This window comes from Pseudomonas kermanshahensis, assembly GCF_014269205.2.
In the GTDB taxonomy this organism is placed as follows: domain Bacteria; phylum Pseudomonadota; class Gammaproteobacteria; order Pseudomonadales; family Pseudomonadaceae; genus Aquipseudomonas; species Aquipseudomonas kermanshahensis.
Genome location: NZ_JABWRY020000001.1, coordinates 1,208,482 through 1,232,770, shown reverse-complemented (window position 1 = coordinate 1,232,770; position 24,289 = coordinate 1,208,482). Strand labels below are relative to the sequence as shown.

24 protein-coding genes are annotated in these 24,289 nt (G+C 62.2%); 11 read left to right on the top strand and 13 right to left on the bottom strand.

The genetic code is table 11. From position 1 onward, the window contains the following. Nucleotides 1-3: 3 nt before the first annotated feature. The 4 genes from HU764_RS05715 (at nt 4) to HU764_RS05700 (ending at nt 2,758) form a co-directional block, all read left to right on the top strand. Nucleotides 4-471: a flagella synthesis protein FlgN gene (locus HU764_RS05715; RefSeq protein ID WP_186703685.1), complete on the top strand. Its 468-nt coding sequence runs from the start codon at nt 4-6 to the stop codon at nt 469-471. Nucleotides 472-550: 79 nt separating this feature from the next. Beyond that, entirely contained in the window at nt 551-1,294 is a 744-nt protein-coding gene (locus HU764_RS05710) for a flagellar brake protein (protein WP_099454954.1), read from the top strand. A 180-nt stretch (nt 1,295-1,474) separates the two neighbouring features. Continuing rightward, nucleotides 1,475-2,071 carry a hypothetical protein gene (locus HU764_RS05705; RefSeq protein WP_186679611.1) on the top strand — a complete coding sequence of 199 codons (597 nt, stop codon included), beginning with the start codon at nt 1,475-1,477 and terminating at the stop codon, nt 2,069-2,071. A gap of 108 nt (nt 2,072-2,179) precedes the next feature. Next, entirely contained in the window at nt 2,180-2,758 is a 579-nt protein-coding gene (locus HU764_RS05700) for a hypothetical protein (protein WP_186679608.1), read from the top strand. Between the two features lie 59 nt (nt 2,759-2,817). Here HU764_RS05700 and HU764_RS05695 read toward each other — a convergent pair whose 3' ends face one another. The 10 genes from HU764_RS05695 to HU764_RS05650 all read right to left on the bottom strand — a co-directional run bounded on the left by HU764_RS05695 (nt 2,818) and on the right by HU764_RS05650 (nt 12,701). Continuing rightward, nucleotides 2,818-4,158, bottom strand: coding sequence for an MFS transporter (locus tag HU764_RS05695; RefSeq protein ID WP_027593061.1), 1,341 nt, complete (start codon nt 4,156-4,158; stop codon nt 2,818-2,820). Nucleotides 4,159-4,288: 130 nt separating this feature from the next. Next, nucleotides 4,289-5,530, bottom strand: coding sequence for a glutamine synthetase family protein (locus HU764_RS05690; RefSeq protein ID WP_186703706.1), 1,242 nt, complete (start codon nt 5,528-5,530; stop codon nt 4,289-4,291). 234 nt (nt 5,531-5,764) lie between these two features. Further along, a complete protein-coding gene (murB, locus tag HU764_RS05685; protein WP_186703684.1) occupies nt 5,765-6,784 on the bottom strand; it encodes a UDP-N-acetylmuramate dehydrogenase in 1,020 nt (339 codons plus the stop codon). Continuing rightward, on the bottom strand, nt 6,781-7,245 hold the full coding sequence (locus tag HU764_RS05680; RefSeq protein WP_099453300.1) for a low molecular weight protein-tyrosine-phosphatase: 465 nt from the start codon (nt 7,243-7,245) through the stop codon (nt 6,781-6,783). The genes murB and HU764_RS05680 overlap by 4 nt, the downstream gene beginning before the upstream one ends. Then, complete coding sequence (gene kdsB / locus HU764_RS05675) at nt 7,245-8,009, bottom strand: 3-deoxy-manno-octulosonate cytidylyltransferase (protein ID WP_099453299.1); 765 nt, start codon at nt 8,007-8,009, stop codon at nt 7,245-7,247. Before kdsB ends, HU764_RS05680 begins: the two co-directional genes overlap by 1 nt. Continuing rightward, complete coding sequence (locus HU764_RS05670) at nt 8,006-8,191, bottom strand: Trm112 family protein (protein WP_003247142.1); 186 nt, start codon at nt 8,189-8,191, stop codon at nt 8,006-8,008. Before HU764_RS05670 ends, kdsB begins: the two co-directional genes overlap by 4 nt. Before the next feature lie 43 nt (nt 8,192-8,234). Further along, nucleotides 8,235-9,245 (bottom strand): tetraacyldisaccharide 4'-kinase, encoded by a 1,011-nt coding sequence (gene lpxK, locus HU764_RS05665; protein ID WP_186703683.1) that lies wholly within the window; start codon nt 9,243-9,245, stop codon nt 8,235-8,237. Beyond that, a complete protein-coding gene (locus tag HU764_RS05660; protein WP_186679592.1) occupies nt 9,245-9,679 on the bottom strand; it encodes an ExbD/TolR family protein in 435 nt (144 codons plus the stop codon). The genes lpxK and HU764_RS05660 overlap by 1 nt, the downstream gene beginning before the upstream one ends. Beyond that, the gene (locus tag HU764_RS05655) at nt 9,676-10,311 is read right to left on the bottom strand and encodes a MotA/TolQ/ExbB proton channel family protein (protein ID WP_003247132.1); all 636 of its coding nucleotides are present in this window, start codon (nt 10,309-10,311) and stop codon (nt 9,676-9,678) included. Before HU764_RS05655 ends, HU764_RS05660 begins: the two co-directional genes overlap by 4 nt. A gap of 173 nt (nt 10,312-10,484) precedes the next feature. Beyond that, the gene (locus HU764_RS05650; protein WP_186703682.1) at nt 10,485-12,701 is read right to left on the bottom strand and encodes a DNA internalization-related competence protein ComEC/Rec2; all 2,217 of its coding nucleotides are present in this window, start codon (nt 12,699-12,701) and stop codon (nt 10,485-10,487) included. A gap of 141 nt (nt 12,702-12,842) precedes the next feature. Between HU764_RS05650 and HU764_RS05645 the strand changes: the two genes are divergently transcribed. Further along, entirely contained in the window at nt 12,843-13,469 is a 627-nt protein-coding gene (locus HU764_RS05645; protein ID WP_157767026.1) for a DUF2062 domain-containing protein, read from the top strand. Here HU764_RS05645 and HU764_RS05640 read toward each other — a convergent pair. The 3 genes from HU764_RS05640 to HU764_RS05630 all read right to left on the bottom strand — a co-directional run bounded on the left by HU764_RS05640 (nt 13,353) and on the right by HU764_RS05630 (nt 15,818). After that, nucleotides 13,353-14,132, bottom strand: a complete 780-nt coding sequence (locus HU764_RS05640) for an ABC transporter permease (RefSeq protein ID WP_016500910.1) — start codon at nt 14,130-14,132, stop codon at nt 13,353-13,355. The genes HU764_RS05645 and HU764_RS05640 overlap by 117 nt on opposite strands. Next, the gene (locus HU764_RS05635) at nt 14,129-15,061 is read right to left on the bottom strand and encodes an ABC transporter ATP-binding protein (protein WP_186703681.1); all 933 of its coding nucleotides are present in this window, start codon (nt 15,059-15,061) and stop codon (nt 14,129-14,131) included. Before HU764_RS05635 ends, HU764_RS05640 begins: the two co-directional genes overlap by 4 nt. Nucleotides 15,062-15,194: 133 nt before the next feature. Continuing rightward, on the bottom strand, nt 15,195-15,818 hold the full coding sequence (locus HU764_RS05630) for a glutathione S-transferase (protein WP_186679588.1): 624 nt from the start codon (nt 15,816-15,818) through the stop codon (nt 15,195-15,197). Nucleotides 15,819-16,101: 283 nt separating this feature from the next. Here HU764_RS05630 and HU764_RS05625 point away from each other — a divergent pair, with 283 nt between their 5' ends. The 6 genes from HU764_RS05625 to HU764_RS05600 all read left to right on the top strand — a co-directional run bounded on the left by HU764_RS05625 (nt 16,102) and on the right by HU764_RS05600 (nt 24,243). Beyond that, a complete protein-coding gene (locus tag HU764_RS05625; RefSeq protein ID WP_186679587.1) occupies nt 16,102-18,549 on the top strand; it encodes an acyl-CoA dehydrogenase in 2,448 nt (815 codons plus the stop codon). 68 nt (nt 18,550-18,617) lie between these two features. Beyond that, a complete protein-coding gene (locus HU764_RS05620; protein ID WP_186679585.1) occupies nt 18,618-19,028 on the top strand; it encodes a PA2817 family protein in 411 nt (136 codons plus the stop codon). A gap of 214 nt (nt 19,029-19,242) precedes the next feature. Then, nucleotides 19,243-19,788, top strand: coding sequence for a fimbrial protein (locus HU764_RS05615; RefSeq protein ID WP_186679583.1), 546 nt, complete (start codon nt 19,243-19,245; stop codon nt 19,786-19,788). Nucleotides 19,789-19,844: 56 nt separating this feature from the next. Then, entirely contained in the window at nt 19,845-20,624 is a 780-nt protein-coding gene (locus HU764_RS05610) for a fimbrial biogenesis chaperone (protein ID WP_186679581.1), read from the top strand. 35 nt (nt 20,625-20,659) lie between these two features. Continuing rightward, nucleotides 20,660-23,173, top strand: coding sequence for a fimbria/pilus outer membrane usher protein (locus HU764_RS05605; protein ID WP_186679578.1), 2,514 nt, complete (start codon nt 20,660-20,662; stop codon nt 23,171-23,173). Next, on the top strand, nt 23,170-24,243 hold the full coding sequence (locus tag HU764_RS05600) for a fimbrial protein (protein ID WP_186703680.1): 1,074 nt from the start codon (nt 23,170-23,172) through the stop codon (nt 24,241-24,243). The genes HU764_RS05605 and HU764_RS05600 overlap by 4 nt, the downstream gene beginning before the upstream one ends. The last annotated feature ends 46 nt before the right edge of the window (nt 24,244-24,289 follow it).

The window sequence follows — 24,289 nt, the reverse complement described above, 5'->3', positions numbered from 1 at the left end:
GCCATGCACGACACCACCTTGCTGCAACTGATCGAAGATGACATCGCCCCGATGCAGGAACTGCTCGAGCTTCTTCAAAAAGAAGCGATTGCCCTGCATGGCCGCGACATGGCGCTGCTGGAACAGATCCTGGCCCGCAAGCAGTCATTGATCATCTTGCTCGAGCAGCATGGGCAGCGGCGCAGCCACTTGCTCACCAGCCTCGGCCTCAGCGCCGACCGCGCCGGTGTGCAGGCAGTGGCCGCGCAGTCACAGCATGGCGACGCGATGCTGCAACGGCTGGACATGCTCTCGCAACTGATGGACACCTGCCAGCAGGTCAACGAGACCAACGGCCGGATCATCCAGGTGCAGCAACACATCACCAACAATCAGGTCAGAATCCTCATGGGTGGCGATTCTCCGTCGCTCTACGACAGCCGCGGCAGCACCTCGCTGCTGGCCAAGCCGCGCGCCCTCAGCCAAGTGTGATACTTCTATCAAGCCACGTCACATACTGGCAAAATGCCGTTACTTGCGTGTGTCGTTTTTGCCTGGAGAGTGATTAGCCGTGTTCAATGAAGCCGATGCCCCGCAGCCGCCAAAGGTGCTCAGTACGCCTTTGGAGATCGCGGCCAACCTGCGACAGCTGCAAGAAAGCCATGACCCCCTGATCATCACCTTCCCTGATCGCAGCCAGCGCTTCCAGAGCTACGTGGTGCATGTCGACCGCGACAGCAATACCCTGGCACTGGACGAGATGATCCCCCGCGACGGCGAAAAATTCATCGAGAACGGCGAACCCTTCCGCGTCGAGGGCTTCCACGATGGCGTGCGCATCGCCTGGGAATGCAATGCCCCACTGACCATCAGTGAAGTCGACGGCCATCGCTGCTACCGCGGCGCGATGCCTGAAGAAATGACCTACCATCAGCGCCGCAACGCCTTCCGTGCTGCGCTGAAGCTGTCGCAGCTGGTCGACATCATCCTCGACGGCACCCACCTCAAAGGCAATGGCGCCCTGCGCGGCAAACTGCTGGACATCTCCGCTACCGGCTGCAAATTGCGTTTCGACGGCAACGTCGAGGATCGCCTGCAACTGGGCCAGGTGTACGAGCGTTTCAAGGCTGGCAACCCGCTGGGCCTGGTCGACACCATGGTCGAACTGCGCCACCTGCACTTCGAGGAGCGTATCAACACCACCTTCGCGGGCGTGCGCTTCCATAACCTCAGCGGCCAGGCGCAGCGCAAGATCGAGAGTTTCGTCTACCAGCTGCAGCGCGAAGCGCGACGGTTCGATAAAGACGATTATTGATTTCGCCGTCCAGTAGAAAAACGCCACCCTGCGGGTGGCGTTTTCATGTGTGCTAAGCCTGTGCATTCGAGTTACAGAGACAGGCCGCCGGCCCAGGACTGTTTCCCCATTATCAGCGAACCGCCGACTGCTTAACGTGTCTTGTGCCTGACATTAGGCACGACCAAGAGCGAGACACTGATGATTCACTCAAACTTTACTGCCGAACTGCATTGCCAACATGGCCGAGTGGGGGTTGCGGCAACAGGGTATTATGACAGTCCATTCTCACCGTTGTCGCAAGGGTGGCTGTGCCCAGATGAAAAGCAAGCCGACACCGCTTACCTGACCCCCGTCGTCTTCGACTTCACATTCATCGAGCAGAGAGGCGACCGCATTCATTACCACATCAACTGCTCAGACACCTTTGACTATGCCGGTGCACGACTGGCACAGGATAACAGCGGTTGGTTGTGCTTATACGGCATGAGTGTCGCAGGCAGAATCTGGAATGCATTGAACCCCGCCAACTTGTTCCCTCAGTCACAGCCAGAGTGGAAGTTCGAGCTCCTGCAGCCTTGGGACGGAGATATCGAAAGCGTCGAAGAGGTCGAATTTTATCTGCGAAACCGGCATGGTTACAGAATCGCACTGGTGGATAGCCACCATGTAGATACGAGCGCACCACGCTGGGCATTGGAAAAGCAGCCAAGAACGTACGAACACTGGTACCTACACGCTGGCACCAAGGACGGCGAAATCTTGAGGTTCTGCCTTCGTAACGTCAAACCTGCTTGACGCCCCATCGTACTAACCAGAAGGGATTCCCAGTTACCGTTGTTTGAGCAACTGCATAGTGTGGCTTACGCCGCGCCGACTTCAGGCGCTTTCAGGAGCCGGGACACTATGATTCGTTCTACATTCACCGCCGCGCTGCATTGTCAATATGGCCAGGTCGGGGTGGTCGATACGCCTTTATGGGCCCACCCGTTTTTTTCCGCTGACCAAGACGGCTGGCTGTGCACCGATTACAAGCGAGGCGACTCCGTCAGCTTCAGGCCGATCGAATTCACCTTTACCTTCATCGAGGCAGCGAATAACCGTCTTCATTACAAGATCAACTGCACGACTGGCGTGAAGTTTCTCAGCGGGCGGCTTGAGCAGAACTCAAATGGCTGGCTGGGCTTGTATGGGTATGCGTGGGGGGATGATCTTGCCAACTGTATTTTCCCACCCAGCCTGCTGGCCCGGCTGCCTGCCCTGCAGGACACGTGGAAAATGGAATTGCTCGGCCCCTGGGATGGCGACCTGGAGAGCGCCGAGAATGTCGAGTTCTACCTGCGCGACGAAAAGGGCCACAGAGTCGCGCAGGTTGAATCCAGGTATTCGAGAAATAGGCCACCCCTACGTCACTGGTTCCTGCACGCGGGCAACAAAGCGGGCGACATACTGAGATTCCACCTGCACGGCATCAAGGTTGAATGACTGCCGCGTGGCCCACCGATGAAGCGAGCAGCGCCCCCTTCATCGGTGCCCACACCGCATCACACCGACCTGTCGACCTCGACCTCAGGCTTGACCCCACGCTCACTCGCCGCCTGCTCTTCTTCGGTATCCTCGGCCGCCACCGGCGTCTGCATCACATCCTGCACGGTCTGCTCATCGACCCGCGGGTCGAGCGCCGCCGACAACGGCGAGCCGGCCGCCGGCATCGCCACGTGACCCAACGGAGCGTCCTGCACCTGGTGCAGCCCGGTGACCGCTTTCGGCCGAATGCGCCACACCAGCACCAGCGCGAAGAACACAAAGAAGGCATAGAGCATCTGCGCGCCCAGCACCTTCATCAAGACCCCCGCTGCCAGCGGCCCGATACAGGCACCCACACCATAGGTGACCAGCAGCATGGCCGTCAGCGAGACGCGGCGCTCGCTCTCCACATGGTCATTGGAAAACGCCACCGCCAACGGATACAGGCAAAACTGCAGCAACGAGATGACAAAGCCGATGCCGAACAGCAGCTCCAGCGGCACGCTGGGCAAGATTGCCAACGGCGCAGAGGCCAGCGCCAGCCCCACCGCAGCACTGCGGATCAGCACCGCGCGGTCGTAGCGATCGGACAACCAGCCCAATGGCCACTGCACCACCAGCCCGGCAAAGATGCAGCTACCCATGAACAGACCGATCTGCTCGGTGCTCAACCCCTGGCTGGAGGCGTACAGCGGCGCCAGGCCGTAGAACGAACCGACGATCAAGCCCGAGCCCAGTACCGTACTGAGTGACTGCGGCACGCGCTTGATGAAAAACTTCGGCTCCATCGGCGCCGGCCGCAAAGGCGCCGGGTGGATGCGCCGGGTCATTGCCACCGGCACCAGGCACAGGGCAAAGCACATGGCGACCAGCATCAGCAACTCAGGGCCGAGTTCAGGGTGCACCACCAGGATCAGCTGGCCGAGTACCAACCCGAGGTAGGAGGCGATCATGTAGCCACTGAACACCGCACCCCGGTGCTTGGCGTCGGCTTGTTCGTTGAGCCAGCTCTCGATGACCATGTACTGGCACATCATCCCCAAGCCGACCACCATCCGCAGCCCGACCCAGGCCGGTAGCCAGTTGGTCATGCCATGGCCAAGCACCGCGGCACAGACGATGCCGGCGCAGGTCGCATAGGCGCGGATGTGCCCTACCCGGCCGATCAGCCGGTGGCCGACCTTGCCGCCCACGGCCAGGCCAAAGTAGTTGGCGGCCATCAACGCACCGACCCACAAGCTGTCGACATGATCGGCTGCCAGGCGCAGTGCCAGGTAGGTACTGAGCAAGCCCGAGCCGATAAGCATCATCAAGGCAGCGAAATACAGCGACTGAAACGGCTTCCAGATGTTTCGCATACGTCCCGTCGGGCTCCCTGGTCAGGTGGCGTTGGCTTGCTGGCTAGCATAAAAGCAATTTTGCCGCGGCGCAGTCCCCTGCCGGCGAAATAGCCAACAGGGGACGCGTCCAGTAGTGGTTGTGTCGCGATCAGGCCTGTGCCGCCAACACACGCCGCTCCCAGGGTGTGATCTCGTCGTAGAAATCGCTCAGTTCCAGGGTCTTGGTGGCGACGTAGCCTTCGATGAACTCAGCCCCGAACAGTTCCCGCGCCAGTGCACTGCGCTTGAGCCGTTCCAGTGCAGCGTGCAGTGTGCATGGCAGGCTCAGGTGCTCTGGCACAGCGAACTCACCCTGAATCGCCGGGGCCGGCTGCAGGCGTTGCTCGATGCCATGCAGCCCGGCAGCCAGGCTGGCGGCGATGGCCAGGTAAGGGTTGGCGTCGGCGCCCGGCAGGCGGTTCTCGACACGCCGGGCCACCGGCGCACTGGCCGGGATGCGCAGCCCTGCGGCGCGGTTGTCCTCGGACCAACAGGCATTGTTGGGCGAGGCGTAGGGGTGACAAAGCCGCTGATACGAATTGACGTTGGGCGCGAACAGCGCGGTGAAGTCGGCCATGCACGCCTGCTGGCCGCCGATGAAGTGGTAGAAGGTCTCGGTCGGCTGCCCCTGGTCATCGCTGAACACATTTCGGCCGCTGTCGATGTCCACCAGGCTCTGGTGGATGTGCATGGAACTGCCCGGCGTATGCGCCAAGGGCTTGGCCATGCACACCACGGTCAGCCCATGCTTGAGCGCCACTTCCTTGAGCAGATGTTTGAACAGGAACGTCTGGTCGGCCAGCAGCAGTGGGTCACCGTGCAAGAGGTTGACCTCGAACTGGCTGATGCCCATCTCGTGCATGAAGGTGTCACGCGGCAGGCCAAGCGCCGCCATGCAGCGGTAGACCTCATTGAAGAACGGCCGCAGGCCATTGTTGGAGCTGACACTGAACGCCGAATGGCCTAGCTCCCGGCGGCCATCCTTGCCCAGTGGCGGCAAGAACGGCTGCTGAGGGTCGGTGTTAGGCGCGAAAACAAAGAACTCGAGCTCTGTCGCCACCACCGGCGCCAGGCCCAACGCCGCATAGCGAGCGATGACCGCCTTGAGCTGACCACGGGTGGACAACGCTGAAGACGTGCCATCCAGTTCGTTGGCATCGCAGATTGCCAAGGCCCGGCCGTCTTCGCTCCAGGGCAGGCGGTGAATGTGAGCGGGCTCGGCCACCAGCGCCAGGTCGCCATCATCACTGCCGTAGAACTTAGCCGGCGGGTAGCCACCCATGATGCATTGCAGCAGTACACCGCGGGCCATCTGCAGGCGCCGGCCTTCGAGGAAGCCCTCGGCGGTCATCACCTTGCCGCGCGGTACACCATTGAGGTCGGGGGTGACGCATTCGATTTCATCGATGCCCTGGAGGTGCTCGGCGAGGGTGCTCGGGCCTGGGGTGGTCATGACGCTTGTCCTTGTTGTTATAGGCTGGCAACAACATAGGCTGGGGGTGTTTAAAATATCAAGCACCTGATTCTGGACGGCCCCCATTCTGTTGGAGCAGCGCAAGGCTGCTCCTTGTATCTACAGCACGCCTCAGTACAGGTTAGGCTCCATCTCCAGCTCAACCCCGAATCGTTCGTGGATATCTGCCTGAATCCGCCGCGCCAGGTCATGTAGCTGCGCCCCGCTCGCCTGGCCATAATTGACCAGCACCAACGACTGCAACCGATGCACGCCGGCATCGCCATCGCGATAGCCCTTCCAACCCGCCTGCTCGATCAACCACCCTGCCGCCAGCTTCATCTGGCCATCGGCCTGAAGATAAGCCACGACACCCGGGAACTGCCCCCGTATACGCTCGACAAGCGCGGCAGACACCACTGGGTTCTTGAAAAAGCTCCCGGCATTGCCCAACTCGGCTGGGTCCGGCAACTTCTCGCGGCGAATGCTACAGATGGCATCACTGATCGCCTGCGCACTCGGCTGCACTACGCCCCGCTCCACCAAGCGCTGACGCACGGGGCCATAGTCCAGGTGGGCTTGCAGTGTATGGGTCAGCTTGAAGCGCACGCGCAAGATCAGCCAGCGCCCAGGGTTACGCTTGAACAGGCTGTCGCGGTAGCCAAAGGCGCATTCTTCCAGCCCAAAGTCACGCAGCTCGCCGGTCTGGCGGTCCAGCGCGGTCAAGCCGGCGAACACGTTCTTGATCTCGACGCCATAGGCGCCCACGTTCTGCATGGGCGCAGCGCCCACCGTGCCCGGGATCAGGCTGAGGTTCTCCAGCCCGCAAAAACCGTGTGCCAGCGTCCACTGCACGAACGGGTGCCAGGGCTCGCCCGCCTCGGCTTCGACCACAACGTGCTCACCGTCATCGCTGAGCACGCGGCGGCCACGGCTGGCCATGTGCAGCACCAACGCGTTGACATCACCGGTCAACAGCAGGTTGCTGCCACCGCCAAGGACCAGCACCGGCACGCCACGACGGTGCGCCTCGGCCAGCGCCTCACGCACCTCGTCATCGTCATGCACCTGGCTGAAATGCCGGGCCCTGACGTCAATGCCAAAGGTGTTGTAAGGCTTGAGCGAAACGTGCTCCTGCCACAGCGCTGTCATAACCGCCCCTTGATTTCCACGACCAACGCTTCACACGCTTCCTCGATCAGGTCCAGGACTTGCTCGAAACCCTCCGCGCCGCCGTAGTACGGGTCTGGCACTTCATCCAGCTTCGCGCCATAGCGGCGCAGGAACAGGTCGAGCTCGCCGGGCGCAGATTGCGGGCGCAGGGCACGCAAATGGCTCAAGTTGCTCTCGTCCATGGCCAGGATCAGGTCGTACTCGGCAAAGTGGGCCACATTGACCTGCTGGGCGCGCTGCTGCGAAAGGTCGTAGCCCCGCGCCAGGGCGGCCTTGCAGGTGCGGCTGTCGGGCGCCTTGCCGACATGCCAGTCACCGGTACCGGCGGACGCCACGTGCACCTGCTCGGCAAGCCCCGCGGCCTGCAACTGATGGCGCAGCACGCCTTCGGCGGTAGGCGAGCGACAGATGTTGCCCAGGCAAACGAACAGGACGCGCATCAAGCCTCCAGCAAGCGCCGTACGCGCTCCAGGTCTTCAGGGGTATCGACACCCACCGCGGGTGCCTCGAGGGCGTCTTCGACATGAATGCGCACGCCATGCCACAAGGCACGCAATTGCTCCAAGGCTTCGGTTTGCTCGAGCCAGCACGGCCCCCAACCGACGAAGTCCTGAAGGAAGCCCACGCGGTAGGCATACATGCCGATGTGGCGACGATAAGGCACGCCTTCCGGCAGTTGCTCGCGGTTGGCGGCGAAGGCATCACGCGCCCAGGGCAGCGGCGCACGGCTGAAGCTCAGGGCCAGGCCGTTCTTGTCGCAGACCACCTTGACCGCATTAGGGTTGAACACCACCTGTGGCTCGTGGATCGGCTCGGCCAAGGTGGCGATACCGGCTTCCGGGTGGGCCGCCAGGTTGGCCGCCACCTGGTCGATGATGACCGGCGGAATCAGCGGCTCGTCGCCCTGCACGTTGACCACGATGGCGTCGGCGGGCAGCCCGAGGTGTGCCGCCACTTCGGCCAGGCGGTCGGTACCGGATTCATGGTCGGCGCGAGTCAGCAGCACTTCGGCGCCAAATGCCTGGCAGGCCTCGACGATGCTGGCGTCATCCGTGGCGATGACCACACGGCTGGCCGCGCTCTTGCGCGCCTGTTCCCACACGTGCTGGACCATCGGCTTACCGGCGATCAGCGCCAGCGGCTTGCCCGGCAGGCGCGAAGAGCGCAGGCGGGCGGGGATCACTACCGTGTAGTCCAGGCTCATTTGTCCAGGCGCTCATCGTCGGTCAAGGTACGCGCTTCGCTTTCCAGCATCACCGGGATGCCGTCGCGAATCGGGTAAGCCAGGCCCGCGCCCTTGCTGATCAGCTCGGTCTTGTCGGCGCTGAGCTTGAGCGGGCCCTTGGTGATCGGGCAGGCCAGGATATCGAGCAGTTTGGTGTCCATGGAAGCTTCCTTGAGGCCAGGTGGCCGGAAATTGAAAAGGGGCTCAGGGCGTTGGGTGCCCAGGCAGCAGGCGCTGCAACTGGCTGTCGAACCAGGCGCTGAAGGCAGGCGACGGCTGCGCCTCGACGGCCAGGTACCACCAGTCGTCAGCGGCGAAGGCACGGCATTTGACCGCATCTTTCTCGGTCATCACCAACGGCAACGGCGGCGTGAACGACAGGCGCTCGGCGCTGAACTGCGCGTGGTCGGCGAACGGGTGCGGCACTGGCTGCCAGTTTAGCCCTTGCAGGGTATTGAAGAAACGTTGCGGGTTACCGATGCCCGCCACCGCATGCAGGCGCTGGCCAGGCGGGAGCAGATCGAGGCCACGTCGCTCACCGCTGCGCACGTTGACCAGTGCCGAGGGCTGCAAGCTGAAGGCAAAGCCCGCGGGTGAGTCGGCGCTGGCACCGTTGAACAGCACCGCGTCGGCTTCTTGCAGGCGCTCGGCCGGCTCGCGCAGCGGCCCCGCGGGCAGGCAGCGGCCATTGCCCAGGCCACGGGCGGCGTCGATCAGCACCAGCTCCAAGTCTCGCGCCAGGCGGTAGTGCTGCATGCCGTCATCGCACAAAACCAGGTCAAGCGGCTCACTGGCCAGCAGCGCCTGCACCGCACGCGAGCGGTCGGGGTCGATCATCAGCGGTACGCCCGTGCGCTGGACGATCAACAGCGGCTCGTCACCAGCCTGGTCGGCACGCTGGTCGGCCTCAACGTGCCAAGGCAGGTGAGCTGGCTTGGCGCCATAACCGCGGCTGACCACACCGACCTTGAGCCCCTGCCGGCGGCAATGCTCGATCAGCCAGAGGATCATCGGCGTCTTGCCAGTGCCACCCACGGTAATGTTGCCCACCACGATCACCGGCACCGGCGCGCGGTAGCTGGCGCTTTCGCCGCTGAGAAACCGCGCACGCTTGCGCGTCACCACGCGTCGGTACAGGGCTTCAAGCGGGCGCAGCAGCGCCAGGGCCGGGTGCCCGGCGTACCAGGCGGCGAGCAAACGGTCGGCAAAGGCCATCAAGGCGTCCCCTGGGCCGCCTCGACGGTGGTCATGCGCAACTGGCTGAAACCGAGCTTGCCGGCCGCATCCATCGCGGTCACCACGGCCTGGTGCGGTGTCTTGCCGTCAGCGCTGATCGCCAGCGGTAACGTGTGATCACCGCCCGACTCACGCTCGATGGCCTCGCTCAAGGTGGCCAGGTCGCTTTTGGGCAGCAGGTTGTTGTTGACCGAATACACGCCCTCGGCGCTGATGGTGACTTCCACCAGTTTGCGCTCATCGGCAGGCGGCTTCTCGGCGCTGGCGGCCTCGGGCAGTTCGACGCGCAGTTGCGTCTCGCGGGTGAAGGTGGTGGTGACCACGAAGAACAGCAACAGGACGAACACCACGTCGATCAGCGACGCCAGGTTGATGTCGACGTTTTCCCGCTGGCGGTTGCGCCGAAACTTCACGCCTTGCCTCCGGCCACTTCGACTTCACGGTCGCCCTGGATCACTTCCACCAGCTTGATCGCCTCTTGTTCCATGCCAACCACCAGCTCATCGATGCGACGCAGCAGGAAACGGTGGAAGAACACCGCCGGGATACCGACCATCAAGCCCGCTGCGGTGGTGACCAGGGCCTTGGAAATACCCCCGGCCAATACGGCAGCGTTGGCAGTCATCTGCGAGCCCATGAAGGCGCTGAAAATGTCGATCATGCCCAGCACGGTGCCCAGCAGGCCCAGCAACGGGGCCATCGCGGCAATGGTGCCAAGAGTGCTGATATAGCGCTCCAGCTCGTGGATGACGCGCGATGCGGCCTCCTCGATGCACTCTTTCATGATTTCGCGGCCATGGCGCGAGTTGGCAAGGCCTGCGGCAAGGATTTCGCCCAGCGGCGAATCGGCGCGCAGGGCCTTGAGCTTGTCACTGGTGAGTTGCTTGTCCTTGATCCACATCCAGACCTGGCCCAGCAGGTGTGGCGGGGTCACGCGACTGGCGCGCAGGGTCCACAGGCGCTCGACGACGATAGCCATGGCAACGATGGAACTCAGAATGATCGGCAGCATCATCCAACCACCGGACTTGACCAATTCCCACACAGTAAACGCCCCTTCGGAAAAAGGCCGCCACTCTACCATAGGACCGCCGGGGGCTCATCTGCCGAAGGTCAGGGAATTGGCCGGACCCAGTTGCCACCTTGGGGGCAGTCCAGATACAGCACCAAACCTGAAAGGAGTGCTGCACCTGTGGGATTGCCCGCGAAAGGGCCCGATCAGCCACTGCCCGCTTCACGCCAGAAGCGCCGCTGCGCCCGTACACCCTCAACGTCACCCTGCCCCCCCAGCACCAAGCGCAACGCGCCCTCCACCGCTGTATCATGAATCGCCAGCCCATGCCGCCGATAGCGCTCAAGCACCTGGGCATGCGGATGCCCAAAACCATTGTTGCGCCCCCGCGAAATCAGCACCCCACGTGGCGCCGTGGCGCGGATGAATGCCTCGGTGGATGAACTGCGGCTGCCATGGTGCGGGGACTGCAGCCAATCGATACGGGGTGTTTCAGTGGATGCCAGCCAGGCCCGTTCGGCAGCGGCTTCCAAATCGCCTGCCAACAGCAAGCGCTCCCCTTGCGCCTCGACCAGCAGCACGCATGAGCGGTCGTTGCTGCTCTGCCCTTCAGCCCAATGCCACAGGGAAAAACGCACGCCATCCCACTCCCACTGCTCACCCGTGACACACGGCTGCAGCCCAAGGCCCTCCAGCCCCTCGCCGCCGAGCACCCGCGTGACCGGGATGCCCTGCGCAATGGCCAGCGCGCCCCCGGCATGGTCGGCATGGGCGTGGCTGATCAGCATCGCATCCAAGTGGCTTACGCCCAGCTTGCGCAGGGTCGGCAGCACCACCCGCTCCCCCGCGTCGTACTCCCCTTTTGCTGGCCCCGCATCGTAGAGCAGGCTGTGATGGCGGGTACGCAGCAGCACCGCGAGCCCCTGGCCGACGTCCAACTGCCAGACTTCTACCTGCCCCAAGGGCACCGACTCGCGGGGCACCCATAACGCCAGCAGCATGAGCCCGCCCAACCCCCGCAAGGGCACGCCACGGGGTAGCAGCACCAGCAACGCCCCCAGGCACACCACTAACCAAGCCCAAAGCGGCAAGGCCGGCGGCACCCACGCCGGGCGCCAGCTCGCGGCCAGGGCCAAAACGCTGAACAGCACCTCCAGCAAGCCCCCGGCGAGCCACAGCAACGCTTCGCCGACACCCACCACGGGCAACAGCAGCGTGCCCAGCAAAGCCAATGGCAACACTGCAAGGCTGACCCACGGCACCGCCAGCAAGTTGGCCAGGGGCGCACTCAGGCTCACTGGCAAGCCAGTGGCCAGCAGCACCGGCAGCAAGCCGATGGCGATCACCCACTGCGCACGCGTCCAGGCCTGCCAGGGCCGCCAGCCGCCCAAGCGGGCACTGAAGCAGTAGATCAAGGTCGCCACGGCGGCAAACGACAGCCAGAACCCCGGCAACAGCGCCGCCAAGGGTTCGAACAACAGCACCGCGACCAGCGCCAGCAACAATGGCAGCGTCGCGCCAAGGTGACGAAAGCGCAGACGCCAAAGCAACACTACCGCCAGCATCAGGCAGGCCCGCTGCACCGGCACACCGCCACCGGCAAGCCAGCCGTAGGCCAGCGCTGCGGTCATCGCCAGGCCGCAGGCCGAAGGCAGCCAGGGCAGCCGTGCGGGCCATAGGCCCCAGCGTGCCAGCCCGGCGACTAGGCCATAGAGCAAACCTGCCACCAGGCCGATGTGCTGCCCGGAAATCACCAGCAGGTGCACCGTGCCTGTGGCCTGCAGCGTCTGCCAGTCCTCGCGGGCCAGGCCCGCACCGTCGCCCAGCACCAAGGCCACCAACGCCGCTTGCCGGCCATTGGCCTCGACCGCCAACAACCGTTGCCGCAGTTCGTCTCGCCAGCTGCCCGCGACAGCGCTCAATACCTGCCCGGCCTTGACCGTGCCGGTAGCCCCCACCCGCCGAGCCAGCAATTGTGCCTCTCGATCAGGCCCATGGGGGTTGAGCAGCCCGGCAGGCCGCTGCAGGGTCACAGCCAACCGCCACTGTTCGCCCGCACGCACAGCCGGCCCGTTGAACCAGCTCAGCTGCAAGCGCCGCGGCAGTTCGCCACGCCTTGAGTGGGGCTGCTCCAGTTCGAAGCGCACGCCATGCGGGGTACTGCTCGGCAGCCCGACAACCTTGCCCTCCAGCCACAACGTGCGGCCATCCAGTTCAGGCGCGAGTCGATCATCCAGCGCTCGCTGGGCCGACCCGCACGCCCAGCACAGGCCCAACAGAAAACAGCCCACTGGCCAACACCGCGTGAACAGGCTGGCAACACCAGCGACAAACAGCAGAAGTAGCCATCCGACCGATGGCAATACGGGGAGAAAGCCCAGGCAGAGCAGCCCGAGCGCGAGCGCAAACATCCCTGTGCGCATGAGGTAGAGCTCCGCTGCGAAATGACCTTCTCAGGCATAGCGCAAATGCCGGCAAAGCTTGCTCAACAATTGTCACAAACTCTAAACGAGGCCGTTAAGGAATCAAGGCATACTGCCCCGATCAACGCCCCGGGAGCCTACATGCCGCGCCGACTTTTCAAACGCTACATGCCGGATCCGACCAGCATTCGGGAACACAAGTCCTTACGCTTTTTCGGCACGTTGCTGCACGACCCGAACCTCTGGCACCTGAACCGGCACTCGGTGGCCCGGGCCATGGGCGTGGGCCTATTCGCGGCGCTTATCCCCATCCCCATGCAGATGCTGCTGGCCGCTGCGCTGGCGATCCCGGTGCGCGGCAACCTGCCGATCGCGGTCAGCCTGGTGTGGCTGACCAACCCGTTGACCATGCCTCCGGTGTTCTTCGTTACCTACATGACCGGCGCCTGGCTGCTGCAGATCCCACCCCGCACCCTGCCCGACGACCTGACCTTCGAATGGATCACCGACCAGCTGTCGACCCTGTGGCAACCCTTCCTGCTCGGCTCGGTGGTGTGTGGGGTGGTGCTGGGCATCCTCGCCTACTTCACCACCTTGCTGTACTGGCGTTGGTGGGTGGGCCGGCAGTGGCGCCGGCGCAAACTCAAAGGCTCAGGCGCGCATGCCGCGGCCGCTGACCAGCAGGCGGATGCACAGGGTGTACAGCACTGCGGTAGCCACCAACATAAAGGTGATCGCCGTCCCGATACTGATATCCGACACCCCTAGGATGCCGTAGCGGAACGAGTTCACCATGTGCAGCACCGGGTTGGCCAGTGACACGGTCTGCCAGAACGGCGGCAGCAGGTTGATCGAGTAGAACACCCCGCCCAGGTAAGTCAGCGGCGTCAGCACGAAGGTAGGGATGATCGAGATATCGTCGAAGTTGCGCGCGAACACCGCGTTGACGAAGCCCAGTAACGAGAAAATGGTGGCCGTCAGCAGTACAACGACCACGGTCACACCCAGGTGATGCACCTGCAGGTCGGTGAAGAACATCGACAGGATGGTGACGATCACCCCGACCGCCAAACCCCGCAGCACGCCACCCAACACATACCCCACGAGAATGGTGTGTGGCGACACCGGGGACACCATCAGCTCCTCGATGGAGCGCTGGAACTTGCTACCGAAGAAGCTCGACACCACGTTACCGTAGGAGTTGGTGATCACCGACATCATGATCAGCCCCGGCACGATGTACTGCATGTAGGTGAAGCCGCCCATGTCGCCGATCTGCCGGCCGATCAGGTTACCGAAGATGACAAAGTACAAAACCATGGTGATCGCTGGCGGCAGCAGGGTCTGCGGCCAGATACGCAGGAAGCGCCGCACTTCGCGGTAGACGATGGTGTTCAGGGCGACCCAGTTGGTGCGCAGTTCCACACTCATACGGCCACCTTCGACAGGTTTTTTTCCACCAGGGACACGAACAGCTCCTCAAGTCGATTGGTCTTGTTGCGCAGGCTTTGCACCTCGATGTTCTGCAGCGCCAGCTGGCCGAACAGCGCGGTGATGCCGATGTCTTTGTCCACCTGCACTTCCAGGGTATGCGGGGTGAGCAGGCGGCACGGGTAACCTTGCAACGCAGGGGCTGACGGCAGGTCCTGCTTGAGGTCGAGGACAAAAGTCTCGACATGCAGCTTGCCCAGCAGCTGGCGCATGCTGGTGTTCTCGACGATGGTGCCGTGGTCGATGATGCCGATGTTACGGCACAGCTGCTCGGCCTCTTCCAGGTAGTGGGTGGTGAGGATGATGGTGATGCCCTTCTGGTTGAGCTCGGTGAGGAAGCTCCACATCGAGCGACGCAGCTCGATGTCCACGCCGGCAGTCGGCTCGTCGAGGATCAACAGGCGCGGCTCGTGGATCAGTGCCCGGGCGATCATCAGGCGGCGCTTCATGCCGCCGGACAGCGAGCGCGACTGCACATCACGCTTGTCCCACAGGCCCAGCTGGGTCAGGTACTGCTCGGCGCGCTCCTTGGCGAGCTTTGGCGGGATGCCGTAGTAGCCTGCCTGGGTGACGACGATGTCGAAGACCTTCTCGAACTGGTTGAAGTTGAACTCTTGCGGCACCACGCCCAGGCAGCGCTTGAGCGCCGAAGGCTCGCGGTCCAGGTCGTGGCCGAATACGTTCACCGTGCCGCTGGTCTTGTTGACCAGGGTCGAAAGAATACCGATGGTGGTGGATTTGCCGGCGCCGTTGGGGCCGAGCAAGGCGAAGAAGTCGCCTTCGGCAACGTCCAGGTCGATGCCCTTGAGGGCCTGGAAGCCATTACCGTAGGTCTTGGTCAGCTGTCGAATGGACAGGGCGGAACTCATAGCGGGCCATTTACCGAGAAAAAAGGTTCTGGACACGCCAGGCAAAGTCACTGGCGCAGTGAGTGCGGCCATGGTGCAAGGCCCGGCCACACAAGTACAGTCACATGTATTGATAATGACTATCGAAGCAGGTTCAGGTCAGCGCGGTCATCACCGCCGCCTGGTAGGCCGGGCGCTGCTTCAGGCGCGCGTACCAGGCCTCCAGGTGATACATGGCCGGGCGTTCGATGGGCATTTCGAACCAGGCGTAGATGAAGCTACCCAGTGGGATGTCGCCCATGCCGATCTGGTCACCGGACAGGTAAGGCTGCTGGGCCAGGGTTTCGTCGGCGATGGCCAGCAATTGCGCGCACTGTTTGTGCGCGGCGTTGATCGCGACCCAGTCGCGTTGGTCTTCCGGCGTGCGCAGCAGGCCCCAGAACAGCGGGCGGAAGGGGGTGGCGAAGGACGAGGTGGTCCAGTCCATCCACTTGTCGGCCAAGGCGCGCTGGCGCGGGTCTTCCAGGTACCAGCCCTGCTCGGCGCCGTACTCGGCGCACAGGTAGCGGACAATGGTGTTGGACTCCCACAGCGTCAGGTCGCCGTCTTCGAGCATCGGCACCAGGCCGTTGGGGTTGCGGGCGCGGTAATGCGGCTCGTTGACCACGCCGAAGGCGCCGCCGGCGTCGATAGATTCGAAATCAAGGCCCAGCTCGTGGGCGACCCACAGCGCCTTGCGCACATTGCTCGAATTCTTGCGGCCCCAGATCTTCAGCATGGCAACGTCCTTATGAATGCGGAGGTGGTCCAGTCTACTCCAGAGTCTTATTGCCTGTACTGGCCTCTTCGCGGGCACGCCCGCTTTCACAGGAAGCACCCCAACCTTCAAGCCACGGGTAACCCTGTGGAAGCGGGCTTGCCCGCGAAAGGGCCGGCACAGGCGAACAATGATCTGAAACTCCCACCGCCACACCCTGTCACTGTTCTGAACAGGCCGTTCACAGCGTTGCGTCTAAGCTGTCTGGGACGGCTCAAGCCCTTGGTTCCAAGGAGGACCGATTATGTTGCTGTTGTGGTTGGTGGTACTGGTGATCGGCGCGGCATACCTCACGCACCGGCGCCTGGCGCCCTTGCAGATACTGGGCATCATGGCGGCCTACGTGCTGCTGATGGGTATTTTCAGCAGCGCACCCGGCTGGCTGCTGGCCCTGCTGTGGGTCGTGCTGGCCGTGAAAATCGCCTTTGTGGCCCTGCCGCAATGGCGGCGCAAGGTGTTCACCGGCCCGGTGTTCAAGTGGTTCCAGCGTACCCTGCCGCCCATGTCGCAGACCGAGCGCGAAGCCATCGACGCCGGCACCGTCTGGTGGGATGGCGAACTGTTCAGCGGCCGCCCCGACTGGCGCACCTTGCTGGCCTACCCGGCACCGAAACTGACTGAAGAAGAACAGGCCTTCATAGATGGCCCCACTGAAGAACTGTGCGCCATGGTCAGCGACTGGCAGATCGGCCAGGACATGGACCTACCCCCTGAGGCCTGGGCGCACATCAAAGCGCAGGGCTTCTTCGCCCTGATCATCCCCAAGGAATACGGCGGCAAGGGCTTCTCGGCCTACGCCCACTCGCAGGTTGCAATGAAGCTGGCCACCCGCAGCGGCGACCTGGCCTCGACGGTGATGGTGCCCAACTCGCTGGGCCCGGCCGAACTGCTGCTGCACTACGGCACCGATGAACAACGCAGCCACTACCTGCCGCGCCTGGCACGCGGCGACGAGATCCCCTGCTTCGCCCTGACCGGCCCACTGGCGGGCTCGGATGCCGGCGCCATGCCGGATACCGGCATTATCTGCAAAGGCCAATGGCAAGGCGAAGAAGTCATCGGGCTGCGCCTGAACTGGGAAAAACGCTACATCACCCTCGGCCCGGTCGCCACCCTGCTCGGCCTGGCGTTCAAGGCCTACGACCCGGAGCACTTGCTGGGCGACGATGAGGACTTGGGTATCAGCCTGGCGTTGATTCCCACCGACACCCCGGGCGTGGAGATCGGCAAGCGCCACCTGCCGCTCGGCGCCGCCTTCATGAACGGCCCCAACAGTGGCAAGGACGTGTTCGTCCCGCTGGACATGCTGATCGGCGGGCAGGCCATGCTCGGCAAGGGCTGGATGATGCTGATGAACTGCCTGTCGGTGGGCCGCTCCATCTCGCTGCCAGCAGTGGGCACCGGTGCCGCCAAGTACACCAGCCTGGTGACGGGCCAGTACGCCAATATCCGCGAGCAATTCAACGTACCGCTGGCAGCCTTCGAAGGCATCCAGGAGTCCTTGGCGCGCATTGGCGGCAATGCCTGGCTGATGGACAGCGCCCGATTGCTGACCGCCAAAGCGGTGGATCTGGGTGAAAAGCCTTCGGTGCTGTCGGCGATCCTCAAATATCACCTGACCGAGCGCGGCCGCGAATGCATCCAACACGCCATGGACGTGCACGGCGGCAAGGGCATCATCATGGGCCCGAACAACTACCTGGGGCGTAATTGGCAGGGTGCGCCGATCTTCATCACCGTCGAGGGGGCCAACATCCTCTCGCGCAACCTGATGATCTTTGGCCAGGGCGCGATCCGCTGCCACCCGTTCGTGCTCAAGGAAATGGCACTGGCCGCCCGCGAAGACCGTGAGCAGGCGCTGGTCGAGTTCGATGAGCTGCTAATGAAGCACATCATGTTCGCTGCCGGTAACGCAGCCAGTACCCTGGTCTACGGCCTCGGGCTGGGTCGCCTGGAACACGTGCCAGGGGATGCTTTGAGCCAGGGCTACTTCCGCGCCCTCAATCGCCAGGCGGCGGCGTTCGCAATGATGGCCGACCTGTCGATGCTGTTGCTGGGCGGGGCGCTCAAGCGCCGCGAACGCCTCAGTGCCCGCCTCGGTGATGTGTTGAGCTACCTGTACCTCGCCAGCGCCGCGCTCAAGCGTTATCACGATCAAGGCTCGCCCGAGCACCTGCAGCCCTTGTTGCGCTGGGCCATGGAAGAAAGCCTGGGCCAAGCGGAGCGCGCACTGGACCGCCTGCTCGACAACTTTCCCAACCGCTTCGTCGGCTGTGCGCTGCGCGTGCTGGTGTTCCCCTTCGGCCGTCGTCATACCGGCCCCAGTGATGAACTGGACGCCGAAGTGGCGGAACTGATTGGCCGGCGCAGGGGTGACCCGGCACTGGAAGAACTGCTGGCCGGCTGCTACCGCCCACAGGCAGAAGACGACCCGGTCGCAGCGCTGCAGCGGGCCTGCGACCTGCTCGACGATACAGCGCCGCTAAGCAAGGCACTGCACCAGGCCATCAAGGAAGGGAAAGTCCGGCCGAGCCCCGGCCAGTCGGGCCTCGACGCCGCCGTCGAGGCAGGCGTGCTGCAACCCGGCGAAGGCCAACGCCTGCACGAAGCCGAACAGGCGCGGCGCAAGGTGATCGACGTCGACGCCTTCGACAAAGTGCAGCTACTCGTCGAACCCGGCAAGGTACGCTGACCCTTCGCGAGCACTTGGGGGCGGCGTATACTCCGCCCCCCGTTTCAGCCATACCGAGGACCCATTCCATGGCCAACCCCAACCTGGAATACCACCTGCAACTGCTCCAGCACCTGCGCACCATTCTGGCGGCGCTGGGCGAGGCAGAGCAGGTGCCGGAAGAAAGCCACGCCCTGTTCCTCGAACGCTTCGACGAACTGCTGACGCTGTTGCCGCAGGATCCACTGGAGAGCCAGTACCTGGGCCAAGACCTGATCTGCCAGGTGATCCAGCGCTATCCGCAGATCGCTCATCTGGTGCCACGTGATCTGCTGTGGTTCTTTGCCGGCGACTGCCTGCACTTCATGCCGGACGAAGAACTGGACCTTTACCAGCAACTGGAAGAGCGTCGCCATGAGGCTGAATCCAGCGGCGAGCCCTTCGATTGGAACCTGGAAAAACAACTGCTGAGCCAAGCCGCACCCGGCAACAGGCACTGATACATCTCATGCGTCTTGGCCTCGCCAAGGCGCATCTACAATTTCACATGTGCAAGACATGTAACAAAGTGAAAAGTCGCTCAGCGATCTAACTTATTCCTACAGCTTGATAAAACTCATGGCATTTAGAATCAGCGCCGAGGCAAAGACTGGCCAATAAACCCGTCAACACCTTGCACTGAAAACTAACTAAGCACCTCAATCAGGTTATGTCATGAAAAAGTCGTTAGCTACGCTATCGCTAGGCCTGCTTGCCGGCCTGGCAGGCAATTCCGCATTTGCTACCAGCGGATCGGTACTCTTCGAAGGCACTATCACGCCGGAAACTTGCCCCATCGAAATCGTCAATCCCGGTAACGGCAGTGTGAATGACCGTGTTGCCATGGGCGATATTCCCGTGGGTCGATTCACTGCCGCCAATATTGAAGTCCGTGGAGCATCTTTTGACATCCGCGTGCCGGACAAAGGTGCCTGCAGCATCACCGAAGACAACGCCTACGTCCAGTTCGACGGTGCTGCCGACACCAGCGGCAACTACTTCAGGGTCGACCCCGTTGCCGGCGCGGCAACCAACGTCTCTATCGTCATCAAAGACATCTCCAACACATCGATCGCGCCCGGTGGCACCTCGGTTAATTACCCCCTCAACGCTACAGGGCCGACCGACCTTCGCTTCGATGCCTACTACCGTTCTACGGCCACAGGCGTACAACCAGGGCTTGCATCGGCCAAGGTTCGTTACACCGTCGCTTATCGCTAAGCACATGCACTACCTCTGTGCCTACTGGCACTAGCCAAACCATCCGGGCGTAGTTGATGCGCCTGGATGCAGCGAGTTATCCGATGATAAAACAGTTCATACTCACGATACCCGTCCGTGTCGTCGCTTGCGCCTGCCTGACCCTGGCGACGCTCACGCTGTCGATGGCCAGCCATGCCGCCTTGACATTGAACAATACACGCATCGTATTCGACAGCGATAAACGCAATACATCCGTTGTTGTCAGAAACCCATCCAACAGCAGTTACGCCGTACAGACCTGGATCAACACGGAGACGGATGACACCACCACCACTGTTCCATTTGCGACCTCCCCGCCGCTGTTCAAGATCAACCCCAACAGCGAACAACTTCTGCAAATCAACGCGCTGCCCAATGCATTACCGCAAGATCGCGAGTCGCTATTTTTCTTTAATTTGCAGGAAATCCCACAAGCCAGCAAGGAGCCCGGCAATCAACTCAATATTGCCATGCGTACGCGCATCAAACTGTTCTATCGACCGCAACAACTTAAAGGCAAGCCAACCGAGCAACTCAAGTCTTTAACATTTTCCGTGAATGAAAGCCAGGGCGTTAAACAACTGCTGGTCAACAACCCGACCCCATTCCATATCACCTTCATTCGGCTGGAAGTCAGTACCAACGGCCACCTCCACAAAATCAGCAACCCGGAAATGCTCGCGCCACTGTCTCAGCAGGCCTACCCGCTGGCGGAGATGCACTTGAACGAAACATCCAGCGTTCTTTTCTCCGTGATCAACGATTTTGGCGGTTACACCCAACCGATGACTTTGCCGCTTCAATCGACTCGCTAGAGCCGCACCGCGTCACACCGCAAGGAGTCGCTTTCATGCCCCCCTTTTCCAAGCGCTGGTCGATCTGCGGCCGGCGTCACGTATTGCTGTACCTGACCGGTAGCCTCGCTGCACTGCACCACATCGCTATCGTGGAGGCGAACTCCAACCTTGGCTTCGAATCGGGCTTCCTCCGTGAATCCGATGGGGCGGGTGTGCACGCGCTCAGTTTTCTGGCAAGCGAACAAAGCCTCGCACCGGGGCGCTATCCGGTGACCGTTCTGGTCAACCTGCAACCGGCCGGCCGCCATGAACTCGATTTTCAGGCTGATGCCGACAACGCATTGCAACCTTGCCTGCCATCCACACGCCTCGGGGAGTGGGGGCTGCGCCTGGACGCCCTGGCCGCAGCAGGAGATGCCAAACAAGCCTGCCTGGACCTGGCGTCGGCAATCCCAGGTGCACGCGTCGACTTCGACAGTAGCCGCCTGCGTCTATCCATCTCCATACCGCAGATCGCCATGCGCCGTGATATCGCTGGTGGTGTCGATCCGTCGCGCTGGGACAGCGGCATCAATGCTGCTTTCCTCAATTACCAAGCGTCCACCCTGCAGGGACATAGCCGCTACAGGGGCCGCTATAGCAACGACGACCTGTACCTCAACGGTGGTATCAACCTCGGCGACTGGCGACTGCGCACCACCCAGTCGTGGCGCCAGGACAGCAATGGCACGCGCGAGTGGGCGCGCGCGCAAACCTATGCGCAGCGTGACCTGCCTGGCAACCGCGCCAACCTCACCCTGGGCGAGACCTTCACTGATAGCGACATCTTCAACGGCGTGCCGATCACGGGGGTTCGCGTGGCCTCGGACATGAGCATGTTGCCCGATGCCCTTCAAGGTTATGCACCGGTCATCCGGGGTGTCGCGCAGACTCGCGCGAAACTGGAAGTCTGGCAAAATGGCTACCCCATCTACGCGACCTATGTCAGCCCGGGGCCGTATGCCATCGAAGACTTGAGCGCCGTAGGCAACGGTGAGCTGGAAGTAGTGCTGACCGAAGCCGATGGCCAGGTGCGGCGGTTCATCCAGCCCTATTCCACCCTGACCAACCTGCTGCGCCAGGGAACGTGGCGTTACACCGCCACGGTTGGTCAATACAACCCGGCCAGCAGTGTGGATAAGCCATTAATCTGGCAGGCAACCTTCAGTCGAGGCATGGAGTGGGATCTGACGCTGTTTGGCGGCCTGATGGCCAGTCAATACTACCGTGCCACCAATTTGGGTGTCGGTAAGGACTTGGGCAGCCTGGGAGCCCTGTCGCTTGATGTCACTCAGGCCAGCAGCCAAATTGATGTTGCCGGTAGCACTGATGTCCAAGGCCATAGCTATGCCCTTAAGTACGGCAAGGCTTTCAATACGGGTACCAACCTGCGATTCGCGGGTTATCGCTATTCGACCGAGGGCTACCGGGACTTCAGCGAAGCTGTCCAGCAACGCAGCCACGCCGCAACGTTCATGGGCAGCCGCCGCAGCCGCGTGGAAGCTTCGGTGCATCAGCGCCTCGGTCAGCGCCATAGCTTGAGCCTAACCTTGTCGCAACAGGATTACTGGAGACTGGACAACACCCAGCGTCAGTATCAGCTTGGTTTCAATACCTACCATGCCGGTATCAGCTATAACCTGTTTGCCTCTCAGTCGCTGACTGACACGCGCGGCAGCGATCGTCAATTCGGCCTAAGCCTGTCAATGCCCTTGGACTTCGGTCGCTCGGCCAATGCCACGTTCGATGTACAAAAACAGGCGCACGGCTACAGTCAACGCGCCGCCTTGAGCGGCAGCGCCCGCGACGGCCAGCTGAGCTACAACACCAGCATCAGTCAAGATGAACGCCGTCAGCGAACCGCTGCACTGGCATTGGGCTACAGGACCGACTATGCAAGCTTCGGGACGGGGCTAAGCGACAGCACCGACTACCGCAGCCTATCGCTCAACGCCAGCGGCGCCTTGCTACTGCATGCCGACGGCTTGGAGTTCGGTACCTATCTGGGCGATACCGCAGGCCTGGTCGAGGTTCCCGGAATCGCCGACGTCGGCGTGCTGAACAGTGCAGGCGCACGAACCAATGAACGGGGATACGCGATCGTTTCGCACCTGCAACCGTACCGCAACAATACGCTGACACTGCAAACCGAGCGGCTGGGCCCTGATATTGAAATCGAGAACGGTAGCGCTCAGGTCGTCCCGCGACGCGGAGCCATTGTGAAGCACCACTTCAATGCCCGTCATGTTTCACGCTGGGTGCTTACCCTGCTGCACCAAAACGGCGCTCCCGTGCCATTCGGCAGTGTGGTCCTCGATGCCAATGCGGTACAGGTGGGCATGGTCGGGCAAGCAGGTTTGGCGCTGTTGAGCGCCGTCGATGGGGCGCAGACACTTACGCTCAGCTGGGGCAACCAAGACGACCAACGTTGCCAGGTAGACGTCGACCCACAATCAATGCAACGCACAGAGGGCTACTACCTGCAAACCCTGACGTGCAGCCAAGCTGGCATCAAGGAATCGTCATGATCACTCTCTCCCGCATCGCCCTGCCACTGGGATTGCTGCTTAGCCTCGTATCGGCCGTCGGCCACGCTCAGGATTCCTATTGTCGTTTCCAGGACGGAGGGGGCGGCCCTGTAACGTTCGAGCGAAACCTCAACACGGTATTCATGCCTCGCGACGCCGTTGTAGGCAATGCGTTTTTTGATGCCGGCCGTTCGAGCATCCCCAGCAACGAAAGGCGGACGTTGGAATGCTGGAATGGAGGTCAAGCGATCATGAGGTTCAGCTTGATCCCCACTCGCCCACCCTTGCCGCTCGCCGTTTACAGTGAACCTGGCCAGATTCTGCCTACCAACATCCCTGGCATCGGCGCCCGAATCCAACTGATTTCACACTTCAATAGCGAAGCAGGCGCCGACTTCCGCTCCGAGGACGGGCATAACTGGGTGCCATTCAACGCAGTGCGTGATACGCGACATCAGTTTTCGGCGTTTAACCTTATCAGCCTGATAAACCGGGTGATCCTGGTCAGGACCGGCCCAGTCGCCCCCGGTATTCATCAGATCGATGCAGAGATGTTTCGTGGCCATCTGGACTTCGACAATATCGGTGACGCTTTCAGGTACCGTCTGCGCGCCGAAGTCATTCAATCGCAGTGCAGCGTAGGTGCTGACGCCGTTACGCCCAATCCGGTACCGTTGGGTGAATTCAGCCGGTCGGACTTTACCCACGTCGGTTATACGACGCCGAAGGTTGACTTCCAGATCACCCTTTCCGCTTGCCAGACCGACCCTGACCAGAACGCCTTCGCAACACTGGAACTGGATGGCAAGAATGGCTCGCTGCCGATCGGCCCCATCGCAAATGGTGTCTTCAGCCTCACCGCCGACTCAGATGCTGCAGGTGTCGGTATCCAGATATTCAAGCAAGATGGCCTGCCGATGCCTCTGCAGACCGAAGAGCAAATGGTGCCCTTGAGCACGGGCAACACCGTACTCAACCTCAGTGCCAGCTTTCACCAAACCGAGGACAGCCATGCCATACGGGCCGGGCTTGCCAAGGGCGCACTCAACTTCGTGGTGCGCTATCGCTAAAGGCAATCGAAAGACCGGCTGGCAGTGACGAACACCGCCAGCCGGC